The organism is Flavobacterium xizangense (genome assembly GCF_054075145.1).
Genome location: NZ_JBSIPG010000013.1, coordinates 36,814 through 50,429, shown reverse-complemented (window position 1 = coordinate 50,429; position 13,616 = coordinate 36,814). Strand labels below are relative to the sequence as shown.

Here is a 13,616-nt window from a genome sequence, read left to right as displayed (position 1 = left end):
AAACATGAAAATGATGAACAATAACTATCCTTTAGAATGGCTTGATACGCTGATACTGGTGCATCTTAATCCCGATAAGACAGATGTAAGCCGATTCTCAGAAGAGGAACTCGCTGTTATTTCAGAACATGCTATAAAAGAGTCCAGCCGAATCCAGATCAGGATTAAAAATGAAATTTTCGATCTCAGAAGAAAAAGACAGATCCGACTTCTGGTGCGGAAGTATCATTCCACGCTGATCTTTCTATTGGATACGATAGTGGATAGCCATAAATGCAGTGCATTTCAGAAGCCTCTGTTAGCCGCCGCTTCAGTGGCCATAGTTAAATGCTTGGACGATCTGTTGTCCTTTTTAGAGAAACGGTTTTCCGATTATCTGAGTTTAGATGAGAGGGTGCCGATAACCTATCTGATGGTGTCCAGGAATGAACTGCAGCTGAAATTAAAAAGTCTTGGGAGGAGGAAAGCCGAAAATGAGGAAGCGCGGCAGGTTTTAGATGTGGTGATTAAGGAGCTCGAATTTTCCCTTTCAATGCAGGACAGAAACAGGATAACTTTCCGCCAGCTGCTCTATGAACGAACACTTTTAAATGAATTGGATCAGGCAGGTATTTTAGAATCGCATGGACTTTTCTCTATACTCGATCATGTGCTCATAGAACTGAATTTCAACAGTACTGCTTATATAGACCTACTAACCCAGCGTATGGTTTCAAAACTTGAGACAGAGCAGGAATTGCCGGAGAAACTGGGTCTGCTATCATATTACGGCAAGGAGTTCAATCAGATTTATTCTGATGGGAAGCTTTTTTTTAAAGCAGGGACGCAACATCTTAAGACGGTACTGGAAAACTGGTTGGTCCATGAGACAAAATATCTGGAAAGGCAGCTGGAACTTATGGCTGTTTCGTCCAAAGAGGCGGCGCCTCAGGATAAAACGGAAAACAAGCTCGAATGTGATCTTTCTGCGGATCAGATCGGCATTATTCTGCGGGCAGCCGATGAAGCTCGGGTAGTGAAATCCAGATCCATGAGCCTTGTTTTTCAAAGGATTGTGCCTCATCTGTCAACGGCGTTTAAAAGAGATTTGTCCTATCATTCAGTCAGGAGCAAGTCCTATAATGCTGAAGAGAATGATAAGAACATAGCCATTATGACCCTCGAGAAAATGATTAAGAAAATCAGGTCATATTGAACTTTTGAATTATTGCTGCAGGTATTGAAACAAAATAAGACAGCTGCAGACTAATAATACACCGATGATTTTAAATTATGCACGTTTAATTATTTAACTTAAAATAAAAACTATGATGACCTTAATTGCTATATTCCTGCCTTCGCTGTCCTTTTTTCTGCGTGGAAAACTTTTGACAGCGCTGCTGTGTCTCATATTGCAGATTACGCTGATCGGCTGGATTCCGGCAGCAATCTGGGCTGTGATATCGCTTCAGAATTCCAGAGCGGACAGAAGAAACGCAAAACTTATCAAGGCAGTGAGATCAAAATAAAACAAGCTCATTAACCAATCTGGCCCCCGAAAACACTTTTGCTTTCGGGGGCTTTTTTTATAGGCTGCCTTCTTCACATTCTTCTGGCAGTTAAAAAAGCTTTTCAAATACCTTAACTTGTTAGGGTACAAAAGGGTACAGGTAAAGTTGTACTTGTAGCACGGCTGTATCTGCTGTTTCTTTGCGGTGTAATAAAATCATTAACATTTATGATTTTAGGCTGTAATGTTTAATCTTTAAAGAAATAGTTATGCTTTCAAATATTTCATGGAGCAGTTACCTGACTGCAGTGGCACTTTTCGTTTTGGCATGGTACGGTTATCTTATTTTTAGATACTACTGGAAAAATATCCGGGATCTTTTTAAAAACATGATTGAATCTTCGTATAGGAAAGAGGAGTTGTCCTCGGGACCGTTCTCCGAATTCAAGGAATCTTTCAGTACACTGGAAGATGCAGAGGAATTGTATAATAAGATCTTAACTATGTTTACTGAAAGTGATGCTGGAGGATTATCCAAAGCGGCATTTAAAAATTACATCCGATTTATTCTCTTGGAATATCCGTTTGTAAAGCAGTCGGCGCTACGCGGGAAAATCAATTCACTTGCTGTTTTGGAGAGCGCCAAATATCCTGAACTGCTGCTGACCCTTGCGGAGATGGAGAGTTTGTGGGAAGAAGAGAATTAAAAAACCAAGCGGAGGAATATCCCTGTTCAGTCTAGTGCGGTATGGCGGAAGTGACAAGGAGATAGATAGTGAAACAGCGGTATTCTCCGCTTTATTATTTAAAGTAACAATTTAATAAAAAATGAGGATGAAAAGATGGAGTTGGAAATTAAAAAGTTTCTGGAGAAGAGTAAAAAGACTGGGTTCCTCGCTGATGCTCGTGCTGTTTTTCAGTACTGCTGTTTACAGTCAGGACGGCGTGGCAGGAATTAATGAAGCCAACCAGAAAGTTCGAAGTTATTTTGATGCAGGTACCGAACTGATGTATGCAGTAGGTGCTATATTAGGACTGATTGGAGCAGTCAAAGTGTATCAGAAATGGAATGCAGGGGATCCCGATACCGGGAAGGTGGCAGCAGCCTGGTTTGGCAGCTGTGTATTTCTGGTAGTGGTAGCCACAGTGATCAAATCATTCTTCGGAGTATGATGGGAAACAGTGTCTACCAGATTAATAAGGGTATTAATCAAAGCATTGAATTCAAAGGGTTAAAAGCTCAGTATATCTGGTATTTAGGCGGTGGTTTGGTTGTTCTTTTGATTCTTTTCGCCGTACTATATATCATTGGACTGCCGTCACTTGTATGTGTTGGATTTATCGGTGCAGCCGGCAGTTTTCTTGTTTTTAAAATATACAGGATGAGTAACCGGTACGGAGAATACGGTCTGATGAAGGCGATCGCCAAAAAGCAGGTTCCAAAATGTATAAAAGTTTACAGTAGGGCTATTTTTAAAAAGATATAGCTGTAGAAAGTTAGCAATGAAAATGATGAGAAGATGGAGAAGAGGATGGAAGACTTACTGCCGATTATGGCAGTGGAGCATGACTGTATTTTATCAAAGCAGGGAGATGTTACCGTAGTGTTCAATGCTGAGCTGCCTGAGATTTTTACCTTGTCCGATCAGGAATATGAAGCTTTTCACCAGTCCTGGATAAAAGCCATAAAAGTGCTTCCTAAATTCTGTGTTTTTCATAAGCAGGACTGGTTTTTAGAAAAGAGCTACAGAGCTGATTTTACAAATGATGACAGCAGTTTTTTAACCAGGAGCAGTGAGCGGTTTTTTAATGAGAGACCGTTTTTGGATCATTCCTGTTATATTATGCTGACTAAAAAGCCACGTGGGAGAAGGAATTCAAGTTCGCTTTTTTCAAATCTGCTGAGAAGCTCAATTGTACCTGAAGAAACGCTGAATGCACATCTTCTACAGGAGTTTATTGATTGTAGTGGCCAGTTTAAAAGAATCATGGAAGACAGCGGATTTGTGAAGCTGACGCGTTTGGGAAACAACGCACTTAGAAGCCAAAGCCGAAAAATCGGGCTGATTGAACAGTATTGTTTTTTATCAGAGAGGGAATCTTCTTTTGTTTATAACGATCTAAAGTTTGATGATGGGTTGGAGGTTGGTGATAAGCACTGTCAGCTTTTTACATTAGGCGATGCTGCAGATCTGCCGGCGTTGTGTGGGTCAAGAATCAACTATGACCGTTATTCCACCGATAAGACAAAATTCAGTATTGGGTTTGCATCCACACTCGGCCAGCTATTGTCATGCAATCATATTTATAACCAATATCTGTTTATTGAAGACGCCCAGAAAACTATCCAAAAACTGGAAAGCAAAAGACTAAGGCTTCAGTCGCTGTCCGCATACAGCAGAGAAAACCTGATAGCAAGAGATGCTACGAATGATTTTTTGAATGAAGCTATTTCCCAGCAGCGGCTTCCTGTCAAAGCACATTTTAATGTGTTGGCCTGGACAGCGGATAAAGAAGAACTGAAGGATATTAAAAATAAAGTGTCTTCAGCTTTGGCGCAGATGGATTGCGCCGCCAAGCAGGAAACGGCCGGAGCGCCTCAAATATATTGGGCAGGTATGCCTGGAAACGAAGCGGATTTTCCAATGAATGACACATTTGATACTTTCACCGAGCAGGCTGTTTGTTTTCTGAATTTGGAGACGGGCTATAGATCTTCACTAAGTCCAATAGGAATAAGGCTAGGGGATAGGCTGACAGGAAAACCCGTCCATGTTGATATCAGCGACGAACCAGTGAAAAATGGTATCTGCACCAATAGAAATAAATTTATACTTGGTCCATCGGGTAGCGGTAAATCCTTTTTTACCAATCATATGGTCAGAAGTTATTATGAGCAAGGGACCCATATAGTACTTGTGGATGTTGGGCACAGCTACAAGGGCTTATGTGATATGGTTAATGGCTATTATTTTACTTACGATGAAAAAAATCCCACCCGCTTTAATCCTTTTTATATTTCAGAGGGAGACAATCTGGATACTGAGAAAAAGGAAAGCATAAAAACTCTGCTGCTGGCTCTTTGGAAAAAAGATGATGAAACGTTCAACCGAAGCGAGTACGTAGCCTTGTCCAATGCTCTTCAGTTGTATTATGAAATGCTGGAGCTTAAAAAGGAAATTTTTCCATGTTTCAATAGTTTTTACGAGTTTTTGAAAAATGAGTTTGTGTCGATTCTGGAGAGTGATAAAGTAAAAGAAAAGGATTTTGATGTCAATAACTTTCTATACGTGCTTCGCCCTTATTACAAAGATGGTGAGTTTGATTACCTTTTAAATGCTACGGAGAACCTTGAACTTTTAAAAGAAAGATTTATAGTATTCGAACTCGACAATATCAAGGATCATCCGATTCTTTTTCCGGTAGTAACTATTATCATAATGGAGGTTTTCATCAGCAAGATGCGAAAACTAAAAGGCATCCGAAAAATGATTTTGATTGAGGAAGCCTGGAAAGCTATTGCGAAAGAAGGCATGTCTGAATACATCAAATACTTATTCAAGACCGTGAGGAAGTTCTTTGGAGAGGCAATCGTGGTAACGCAGGAAGTGGAGGATATCATTTCTTCACCGGTGGTCAAACAGGCTATTATAAACAACAGTGACTGCAAAATAATGCTTGATCAAAGCAAGTATCAAAATAAGTTTGATCAGATTCAGGAACTGCTTGGTCTTACCGAGAAAGAAAAAGCTTTGGTACTCTCAGTCAATAAAGCCAATGATCCAGACAAGAAATACAAGGAAGTATTTATTTCCCTGGGAGGGAGGCTTTCAAAGGTGTACAGGACAGAAGTTTCGTTGGAGGAATATTTGGCCTATACAACGGAGGAAAGTGAGAAAGTAAAAGTAAATGCCTACGCTGCAAAGTTTGGAGGTGATATCAAAAAAGGCATTGCAGCACTCGCATACGATATGAGGAATGGAAACTAAATGAAAAGGAATAATGAAAACAAGGATAATTAGCTGTCTGATCTGTCTTTTGCTGATCAGCACACCTGCAAGACCAGCAACTAGTGTTGCAGTTCTCCCTATTTTGGAAATAGTAAAGGCGGTTACCAAGAAAGTGATCAAAGCGATTGATCTTCGGATTCAAAAACTGCAGAATAAAACGATCTGGCTTCAAAATACGCAAAAGAAAATTGAAAATTTGCTTTCCAAACTGAAACTGGATGAGATATCGCAGTGGACTCAGAAACAGCGTGACCTTTATAAAAACTACTATGAAGAGCTGTCCAAAGTAAAATCAATTATCACTTATTATCAACGAATAAAGGATATTACAAAGAAGCAGACCAGACTTGTTGAAGAATATGAAAGAGCTTGGAGCCTTTTCAAACAGGACAAACATTTTAATATGAATGAGCTGGATTATATGCAGCGTGTGTATTCCGGAATATTGGAAGAAAGTGTAAAGAACATAGATCAGATTTTTTTGATCCTGGATTCTTTCGCAACCCAGATGAGTGATTTGAAGAGACTGGAAATTATAAATAAAGCGGCAGATCAGATTGATGCCAATTATGATGACCTGACTTTATTTAATCAGCAGAATGTACTTCTGAGCCTGCAGAGAGCCAAAACAGAAGCAGATGTAAAGAGTGTGAAAGAATTTTATGGAATTCCTTAATTAATTAAAAAATTATGAAAAATTTAATTCTATTAATTTTTGCTGGGTTGATTTTAAATCAGGGAATCTTTGCTCAGGCAAAGCAGAGAAAAGAGCTGCTTCTTCAGATAGCAGCACTTCAGGTCTATATTGATTATGCCCAGCAAGGATATTCAACTGTTAGAAAAGGACTCAGTTTTATAGGAGATGTCAAAAAAGGAGAGGTCAGCCTGCATGGTCATTATTTTGCTTCTCTGCTGAAAATCAATCCAAAAATCAAGAAGTATTATAAGATTGCCGAAATTATTTCAATGCAGTTTAAAATTGTAAAAACTTATAAAAAAACATTCCAGGAATTGCAACAAAATGATCTTTTTCATGGAAACGAACTTGATTATATAGAACGCTCATTCGAAAGTCTATTAGACAGCTGCAATGAGACTTTGGATACTCTTCTGCTTATTACCACTGATCTGAAATTGGAAATGAAGGATGACCAAAGAATGGAAAGGATTGACGAGTTGTACAAAGCAATGCTTGATGATTATAATTTTTGTATGACTTTCTCCAAAGAAGCAAAAATGCTGGCTTTGTCAAAAGCCGTTGAAAACAGAGATATCAAATCAATAAATTCAATTTACGGACTTTAAATAAACAGGTATGAAAAAGATATCGATTTTAATGCTTCTTGTTTGTGTTTTAGTACTTCCAAATAAAGCTGCAGCACAGGCCCAGGAAATCCAGCAATTGATTTTGAATATTGAGAAGCTTTCACAATTCAAGAAGATTCTCAGCGATATGAAGAAAGGCTATGAGATTCTTACGGGAGGCTATAAGGCTGTCAAAGATATGACTGAAGGGAATTTTAGTCTTCATAAAACTTTTCTTGATGCACTTATGCAGGTCAGTCCCGCAGTAAAGAATTATAAAAGAGTTGGTGATATTATCAATTATCAAATTCTTTTAGTCAAGGAGAGCAAAAAAGGAATGCAAAGTTTTATTAAAAGCAAAAGTTTTTCAGCTCAGGAAATCAGTTATTTTGAAAAGATCTACAGCAATCTGCTTAATCAGAGCTTAAGAAATCTTGAGGAGCTTATTATGGTCGTAACTGCGAATAAACTCAGAATGTCAGATGATGAAAGGTTGGAGGCAATTGATGAAATTTATCTGGAGATGCAGGATAAACTTCAGTTCTTAAGAAATTTTAATTCATCATCAAATATTATGGCCCTTCAAAGAATAAAAGAAGAAAAGGATGTTGAAAGTGCAGAAAAACTTTACGAATTAAAAAACTAAGGCGATGAAAATTTTTAATTTCAACCGGGCGGTTATTTATATAATCGCAGCTTTTTTACTGCCTTTTGTCATTCAGGCTCAGGGTTTAGGTGAAGATATGGATACTCTGCATGGAATACTTGATCAGCTTTACGATGAGATGATGCCTATGTGCAGCAATCTTATGGCAGTAGGGCAGAGTATAGCCGGATTTGGAACAATATGGTATATCGCTTCGCGTGTTTGGAGGCATATAGCCAACGCTGAGCCGATTGATTTTTATCCTCTTTTCCGTCCTTTTGTCATTGGTTTCTGCATCATGATTTTTCCATCAGTACTTGATCTTATAAATGGAGTAATGAAACCAACTGTTGCGGCTACTGCCCCCATGGTCAAAGGATCAAACAACGCAATTGAAGTTCTCTTAAAAGAAAAAGAAAAAGCGATAAAAGAGACCAATCCATGGAAGATGTACGTTGGGGCTACAGGTACTGGAGATCAGGAAAGGTGGTACAAATATACCCATGACAATGCAGATCCATCTGCAGAAGGAATTATTGATGGGATAGGCAATGATATAAAATTTGCAATGGAAAAAGCCTCATATAATTTCAGGAATTCGGTAAAGGAATGGATGAGTGAAATACTGAGGGTTTTATTTGAAGCGGCTTCACTTTGTATTGACACGTTAAGAACATTTCAGCTTGTAGTGCTTTCGATTCTAGGACCTCTTGTTTTTGGAATAGCTGTGTTTGACGGCTTTCAGCATACACTTACTGTCTGGTTGGCAAGGTATATAAATATCTATTTATGGCTTCCTGTCGCTAATATTTTTGGGAGCATAATCGGAAAAATTCAGGAACTGATGCTAAAACTTGATTTGTCTCAGGTGCAAAGTACAGGGGATACCTTTTTCAGCAGGACTGATATGGCATATTTAATTTTTATGATTATAGGAATTATAGGCTATTTCACTGTTCCTTCTGTTGCGAATTATATAGTTCATGCCGGAGGAGGTGGAGCACTTAGCCAGAAAGTTACCAGTTTGCTTGGCGGATCTACAAGTTCAGTAATAAGCAAAGTTTCCCAAGGATCCAATATGGTTTTGGATGCTATGGGAAATGCCGATACAAAAATGACAAATAGCATGGCAGCTACCGCTGGAAGCAGTCCATATTTTTCAGATAAGGGAAATTACATGAGCGACAAACTTAAAGGAAATTCAAAATAATTTTTAAAAACTCTGAACATGTTTACCAAAATGAAAAATATAGACACGGCATTCAGGTATGTAAGAGGATTTACAATGCTGGTTATAGTTGGATGCATTTTGATCTGTTGTTATACACTTTATAAAAGCTTTGAATCTGTAACGCTGATGCAGGATAAGGTTTACATACTGGCAAATGGAAAAGCTATAGAAGCTTATTCTTCCGAAAGAAAAGATAATATCCCAGTTGAAGCCAGGGATCATGTCAAGACCTTTCATAAATTTTTCTTTACACTCGATCCTGATGATAAGGTCATAAAAATTAATGTTACCAAAGCCCTTTATCTGGCAGATGACACAGCAAAAAGGGTTTATGATGATTTAAAGGAAAAGGGGTATTACTCAGGCATAATTTCAGGAAATATCAGCCAGACGATTTTCATTGACAGTATCAGCATTGATATTAAGGAGTACCCCTATCATTTTAAATGTTATGCCAAGCAAAACATTATCCGTACCACAAGCATTTTAAAGCGAAGCCTTATAACAGAAGGAAGTCTGAGAAATGTTTCCAGAAGTGACAATAATCCTCACGGTTTTTTAATTGAACGCTGGATTACAGTTGAGAACAAAGATTTGGCTGTTGAGGATAGAAAATGACAGTACATGAGATCGCTATTCACAAAACGAGAAACTCCATTTGTTTACAATAAATATTATCTGTCAGCTCAGGATAAATGGGCAAAGAAAATGAAGAGCGTCACTACAGGACTTTCTAAAAGAACACTTATTTATCTGCTGATTTTATTTGTTGTGTTGACTACAGGTTTTTTCGTATTCAATATTTATAAGACATTCTCAAAGATTGATTTGAACTCCGAAATAAAGACAATCAAATCATCAAAAAATCATTTTTCAAAAATTAATACTATCAACTTAAAAGTAGAAGACCATGGAACAAAAAACACTATCCCTTAAAGAACAAAAGAGACGTAAACTGCTTTTGGTTCTCCCAATTATAACACTTCCATTTTTAACGTTTTTGTTTTACACCTTAGGAGGCGGCAGAATGGAAGCAATGACCGCTGAAAATGAAGCAAGGAAAGGATTTAATTTTGATCTTCCTATTCCCAAATTCAAGGAAGATTCGGCTCTAGACAAAATGAGTTATTATGATCAGGCCGCTATAGATTCTATAAAGCTTCAGGAACAGATCAAAAAAGATCCAAATTACCCCACTTTGGTAGATACAGGAGATTCTTTGGAGGATTTTGGTAATGAAGATTTTATACCGCAAAATAACAGAAAAGGCAAAACTGCGCTTAATTCGGATCCGTTTAAAAATCCTAATGAGCAAAAAGTTTATGAAAAACTAAAATTACTTCAAAGAGCTATTAGTCAGCCTCCTGCTGCTAACAATGACGGTCAGGATATGAGTGAGTTTGAAAATTATGGTTCGTATAATGATAACTCAAAAGATATAGAAAAATTAGAAAAGATGATGTCCTCAATGGGGCAGTCTGACGAGCCTGATCCCGAGCTGAAACAACTCGGAGGTATGTTGGAGAATATACTTGATATCCAGCATCCATCAAGGGTACAGGAAAGATTAAAACAGTCAACAGAGAATAGGAAAGGAAAAATATATGAAGTTGAGCGAAAGAAAGAAGATGAATATGTTAACGCGCTTGATCAAAATTCAGCTGTCAGACAAGGTAATTCATTTTATTCTGATGATAGTAATGAGTTTCCAAATGAACAGCAAAATGCGATTGGGGCTGTTGTACACGAAACCCAGACCATTGTAAACGGATCTATTATAAAGCTTCGTCTCAGCAATGATATTATGATTCAGGGAGCAGTGATACCGAAAAACAGTTTTTTGTTTGGCACAGCATCGCTGAAAGGAGAAAGATTAGAAGTGAAGATCAGCAATATTCAGTTTAGGAATTCAATTTATCCTGTAGAACTGGCTGTATATGATCTCGATGGAATTGACGGAATCTATATTCCAGGGGCTATAAACAGGGACGTTGCAAAAGCTTCAGCAGATCGGTCCATTCAGACTTTGGGATTATCAGGACTTGAAGATTCATGGGGAGCACAGGCTGCCGGTATGGGAATTGAGGCAGCAAAAAGCCTTATGAGCAAGAAAGTAAAACTCATCAAAGTTGTTGTGAAGGCCGGATATCAGGTATTGCTTTATGATGAAAAACAGAAAAATTCAAATTAATTAAAAAACAGAAATAATGAAAAATAATAATTGGTTGTTATTGGTTTGTTTTATCCTGACTGCATTCTCAGGTTATGCCCAGCTAAATATTGAAATTGGTTTAAATGAAAACCAGTTTAAAAATCTGCAGATTGGTTATTCTAAAACGACAAGTATCGTTTTCCCATATTCAATCAAAAGCATCGACAGAGGCAGTCAGGATATTTTGACACAAAAAGCAAAAGGAGCAGAGAATATCCTGCTCATAAAAGCTCGGCAGAAGAATTTTGTCCAGACCAATCTCACTATAGTTACATCCGATGGAAAACTTTATGTTTTTATTCTGAATTATAACGACCAGTGTCCTGATTTAAACCTAACGGCAGATAATTCAATTGCCATTAACAGAGAAATTCTGTTTTCAGAAGACAGTGAAAACCAGAAAAGAATCAAGGAGTTTTCTGAGCTGGCATTAACAAAAAAAAATAAGTTAAGCGGACTGAGATCGGAAAGGTTCGATATAAAACTTCAGGTCAGCGGAATATTCATTCATCAGGATGTAATGTACTTCAGGGTAATATTGGAAAATAATTCAAAAATCAATTATGATATAAGTCAGTTGCGATTCTTTATACGTGACCAGAAGAAATCAAAACGTACCGCATCTCAGGAAATTGAAATTATACCATTGTTGTCAACACCAAATATCAATTCAGTTTCCGATGAATCTGAAATAAGTGCCGTATATGCCTTTCCTAAATTTACTATTTCTGATAATAAGTATTTGACTGTTCAACTGATTGAAAAAAACGGTGGACGACATTTAGAAATTAACATAAAAAAAAATATGATCGACCAAGTATTTCCAATTCCTTGATTTAGCAGTAATACTTTTTAAAGTTTAAAAAATATAGTATGATAATAAATATCAGTGATGTTGAAATTCTGTTGGTACTTGCTGAAGAAATGACAAATAGTGGATACAACTACGCAGCTTTTCCTGTAGATCAAATATCTGATAAAACTACAATTGAGTTTTTTAGAACCCCAATGGAAGCTATGGAATACTGTTTTGAGATGACTACAGACGTGGATTATTTTAAGAGTATTTCAACAGATTCGCTGATAAGTAACTTGAACCTACTTATTCAAAGCGGAATTGATACTTTATGCAACGAGGCATTTGATCTTACTTCTTTTGCCAGATTGGAAAGGGAAAGGAAAGAAATTTTAGAAAATAACTTAAATATAAATATTATGAATCAGAAAAATTTAGAATACTTAAAAGACCAGTTGAAATATAAAGGATTTGGTGAAACTTTTGATCAGGATTTAAAGGAAATGATGCTTAAGGGAGAAAAAGAATTTAAAATTCTCCACAGTGTTATATACGGAAAGGATGCAATGTCTGTCGAATTGAATTTTAAGAAGTCGGACCAGAGTGATATGTACTTTTTTAATTCCTATCATGCAAATCTGAAAAAAGAAGATTCAAAAGAAGGATTGGAACAAACCTTTTACATTAACAAGGACAGCAACATTACCCTTAAGGAGGCTTATAATTTAATGGAAGGCCGAAGTATCAACAAAGACCTCAAAAATAAAGAGGGTGAAGTCTATAATTGCTGGTTAAAATTCGACTTCAAACAGGCCGATGAAAATGGAAATTTCAAATTAAATCATTATCATCAGAATTATGGCTATGATCTGGAAGCCAGTCTTTCAAAACACGCTATTAAAGAGCTGGATACGCCGAAATATAAAGAGGATCTTTTGAATTCGCTGAAAAAAGGAAATCTGCAGTCGGTGACTTTTGTTGTTGCAGGAGTAGAAAGCAAACAATATGTAGAGGCCAATCCTCAATTCAAAACATTAAATGTTTATGATGTTAATCTCCAGCGAATTAATCACCGCGAAAGCAAGGAACAGAAAAAGGAGAATGCCCTGGATAAAAAAGAGTCTAAAGAACAGCAGAAAGATCTTGATGGCGAGCCCGAAGGCGGGGGACAGAAAGAAGTTAAAAAAAGAAAGGTAAAATCGCAGTCTATTTAGAACTGATGGAAAGTGTAAAACCCTTATCAGATTTCTTTTCGGTGATTGAAAAGGATTATCGGATCAGCAGCACCCATATTGCCATTTATGTGGCACTGCTACGCTGCCGTTCCCTTAAGGGTTTTATCAATCCTATTGAAATCTTCAGGCATGAGCTGGCACCTATTGCCAAGATATCTTCTAAATACACCTATCATAAATGCATGCATGAACTGCATGAATACGGCTACCTGCGCTATGAGCCTTCTTTTAAAAAAAACAGAGGCAGCAGGATCTATTTTTTTGACTTTGAACTGCGTAATATTGAACTATCATGAAATATAATTAATGCACGCTATGAAACCATATAAATTTGAAGATTTACCAGATATTATTGGTGAGTTACTCACTAGAATTGACAGCATTGAAAAACTTTTACAAGAAAATAAATTAAATACGGTAGCAGCTAATGATGAATTACTTACTATTTCAGAAGCAGCAATATTGTTAAAATTGTCTGTGGCTACCATTTACACTAAAGTTTGTAAAAATGAGATTCCAGCTAATAAACAGGGAAAACGTCTTTATTTTTATCGCTCAGAGTTATTAAATTGGATAAAATCTGGGCGTATTAAGATTATTTCTGAAATTGAGCATGAAGCGGAGCTAAAATTTAGTTCGAAAAAATATTTCAAATAGATAAAAAAGACATCACAAATAGTGATGTCTTTTTT

Annotated in this window: 17 protein-coding genes; all 17 read left to right on the top strand. The window is 37.1% G+C overall.

The window, feature by feature from the left end:
* Positions 1-4 precede the first annotated feature (4 nt).
* Positions 5-1,195, top strand: a complete 1,191-nt coding sequence (locus ACWA1B_RS20220; protein WP_456910072.1) for a hypothetical protein — start codon at positions 5-7, stop codon at positions 1,193-1,195.
* Between the two features lie 112 nt (positions 1,196-1,307).
* Entirely contained in the window at positions 1,308-1,508 is a 201-nt protein-coding gene (locus ACWA1B_RS20215) for a YqaE/Pmp3 family membrane protein (RefSeq protein ID WP_207797827.1), read from the top strand.
* Positions 1,509-1,758: 250 nt separating this feature from the next.
* Positions 1,759-2,196: a hypothetical protein gene (locus ACWA1B_RS20210; protein ID WP_456910070.1), complete on the top strand. Its 438-nt coding sequence runs from the start codon at positions 1,759-1,761 to the stop codon at positions 2,194-2,196.
* A 193-nt stretch (positions 2,197-2,389) separates the two neighbouring features.
* Entirely contained in the window at positions 2,390-2,662 is a 273-nt protein-coding gene (locus ACWA1B_RS20205) for a DUF4134 domain-containing protein (RefSeq protein WP_456910190.1), read from the top strand.
* Positions 2,659-2,976, top strand: coding sequence for a DUF4133 domain-containing protein (locus ACWA1B_RS20200; protein ID WP_456910068.1), 318 nt, complete (start codon positions 2,659-2,661; stop codon positions 2,974-2,976). The genes ACWA1B_RS20205 and ACWA1B_RS20200 overlap by 4 nt, the downstream gene beginning before the upstream one ends.
* 33 nt (positions 2,977-3,009) lie before the next feature.
* Positions 3,010-5,478, top strand: coding sequence for a TraG family conjugative transposon ATPase (locus ACWA1B_RS20195; RefSeq protein WP_456910066.1), 2,469 nt, complete (start codon positions 3,010-3,012; stop codon positions 5,476-5,478).
* A 13-nt stretch (positions 5,479-5,491) separates the two neighbouring features.
* Positions 5,492-6,175, top strand: a complete 684-nt coding sequence (locus tag ACWA1B_RS20190) for a conjugal transfer protein TraI (RefSeq protein ID WP_456910064.1) — start codon at positions 5,492-5,494, stop codon at positions 6,173-6,175.
* 14 nt (positions 6,176-6,189) lie between these two features.
* On the top strand, positions 6,190-6,804 hold the full coding sequence (locus ACWA1B_RS20185) for a hypothetical protein (RefSeq protein ID WP_456910062.1): 615 nt from the start codon (positions 6,190-6,192) through the stop codon (positions 6,802-6,804).
* 10 nt (positions 6,805-6,814) lie between these two features.
* Entirely contained in the window at positions 6,815-7,450 is a 636-nt protein-coding gene (locus ACWA1B_RS20180; protein WP_456910060.1) for a TerB family tellurite resistance protein, read from the top strand.
* A 4-nt stretch (positions 7,451-7,454) separates the two neighbouring features.
* Positions 7,455-8,660 (top strand): conjugative transposon protein TraJ, encoded by a 1,206-nt coding sequence (gene traJ, locus ACWA1B_RS20175; RefSeq protein WP_456910058.1) that lies wholly within the window; start codon positions 7,455-7,457, stop codon positions 8,658-8,660.
* 30 nt (positions 8,661-8,690) lie between these two features.
* The gene (traK, locus tag ACWA1B_RS20170) at positions 8,691-9,299 is read left to right on the top strand and encodes a conjugative transposon protein TraK (RefSeq protein ID WP_456910056.1); all 609 of its coding nucleotides are present in this window, start codon (positions 8,691-8,693) and stop codon (positions 9,297-9,299) included.
* Between the two features lie 6 nt (positions 9,300-9,305).
* Positions 9,306-9,617: a hypothetical protein gene (locus tag ACWA1B_RS20165; protein WP_456910054.1), complete on the top strand. Its 312-nt coding sequence runs from the start codon at positions 9,306-9,308 to the stop codon at positions 9,615-9,617.
* The gene (gene traM, locus ACWA1B_RS20160) at positions 9,592-10,872 is read left to right on the top strand and encodes a conjugative transposon protein TraM (RefSeq protein ID WP_456910052.1); all 1,281 of its coding nucleotides are present in this window, start codon (positions 9,592-9,594) and stop codon (positions 10,870-10,872) included. Before ACWA1B_RS20165 ends, traM begins: the two co-directional genes overlap by 26 nt.
* Positions 10,873-10,888: 16 nt before the next feature.
* On the top strand, positions 10,889-11,728 hold the full coding sequence (gene traN, locus ACWA1B_RS20155) for a conjugative transposon protein TraN (RefSeq protein ID WP_456910050.1): 840 nt from the start codon (positions 10,889-10,891) through the stop codon (positions 11,726-11,728).
* A 38-nt stretch (positions 11,729-11,766) separates the two neighbouring features.
* Complete coding sequence (locus ACWA1B_RS20150) at positions 11,767-12,903, top strand: hypothetical protein (protein WP_456910048.1); 1,137 nt, start codon at positions 11,767-11,769, stop codon at positions 12,901-12,903.
* A 5-nt stretch (positions 12,904-12,908) separates the two neighbouring features.
* The gene (locus ACWA1B_RS20145; RefSeq protein WP_456910046.1) at positions 12,909-13,220 is read left to right on the top strand and encodes a hypothetical protein; all 312 of its coding nucleotides are present in this window, start codon (positions 12,909-12,911) and stop codon (positions 13,218-13,220) included.
* A gap of 19 nt (positions 13,221-13,239) precedes the next feature.
* A complete protein-coding gene (locus tag ACWA1B_RS20140) occupies positions 13,240-13,581 on the top strand; it encodes a helix-turn-helix domain-containing protein (protein ID WP_456910044.1) in 342 nt (113 codons plus the stop codon).
* The last annotated feature ends 35 nt before the right edge of the window (positions 13,582-13,616 follow it).

Coding starts and splice junctions, on each gene's coding strand:
- traN (WP_456910050.1), top strand. CDS start 10,889: ATGAAAAATAATAATTGGTTGTTATTGGTTTGTTTTATCCTGACTGCA.
- ACWA1B_RS20195 (WP_456910066.1), top strand. CDS start 3,010: ATGGAGAAGAGGATGGAAGACTTACTGCCGATTATGGCAGTGGAGCAT.
- traM (WP_456910052.1), top strand. CDS start 9,592: ATGGAACAAAAAACACTATCCCTTAAAGAACAAAAGAGACGTAAACTG.
- ACWA1B_RS20165 (WP_456910054.1), top strand. CDS start 9,306: ATGAGATCGCTATTCACAAAACGAGAAACTCCATTTGTTTACAATAAA.
- ACWA1B_RS20145 (WP_456910046.1), top strand. CDS start 12,909: ATGGAAAGTGTAAAACCCTTATCAGATTTCTTTTCGGTGATTGAAAAG.
- ACWA1B_RS20205 (WP_456910190.1), top strand. CDS start 2,390: ATGCTCGTGCTGTTTTTCAGTACTGCTGTTTACAGTCAGGACGGCGTG.
- ACWA1B_RS20220 (WP_456910072.1), top strand. CDS start 5: ATGAAAATGATGAACAATAACTATCCTTTAGAATGGCTTGATACGCTG.
- ACWA1B_RS20190 (WP_456910064.1), top strand. CDS start 5,492: ATGAAAACAAGGATAATTAGCTGTCTGATCTGTCTTTTGCTGATCAGC.
- ACWA1B_RS20140 (WP_456910044.1), top strand. CDS start 13,240: ATGAAACCATATAAATTTGAAGATTTACCAGATATTATTGGTGAGTTA.
- ACWA1B_RS20200 (WP_456910068.1), top strand. CDS start 2,659: ATGATGGGAAACAGTGTCTACCAGATTAATAAGGGTATTAATCAAAGC.
- ACWA1B_RS20215 (WP_207797827.1), top strand. CDS start 1,308: ATGATGACCTTAATTGCTATATTCCTGCCTTCGCTGTCCTTTTTTCTG.
- ACWA1B_RS20150 (WP_456910048.1), top strand. CDS start 11,767: ATGATAATAAATATCAGTGATGTTGAAATTCTGTTGGTACTTGCTGAA.
- traJ (WP_456910058.1), top strand. CDS start 7,455: ATGAAAATTTTTAATTTCAACCGGGCGGTTATTTATATAATCGCAGCT.
- ACWA1B_RS20185 (WP_456910062.1), top strand. CDS start 6,190: ATGAAAAATTTAATTCTATTAATTTTTGCTGGGTTGATTTTAAATCAG.
- ACWA1B_RS20210 (WP_456910070.1), top strand. CDS start 1,759: ATGCTTTCAAATATTTCATGGAGCAGTTACCTGACTGCAGTGGCACTT.
- ACWA1B_RS20180 (WP_456910060.1), top strand. CDS start 6,815: ATGAAAAAGATATCGATTTTAATGCTTCTTGTTTGTGTTTTAGTACTT.
- traK (WP_456910056.1), top strand. CDS start 8,691: ATGAAAAATATAGACACGGCATTCAGGTATGTAAGAGGATTTACAATG.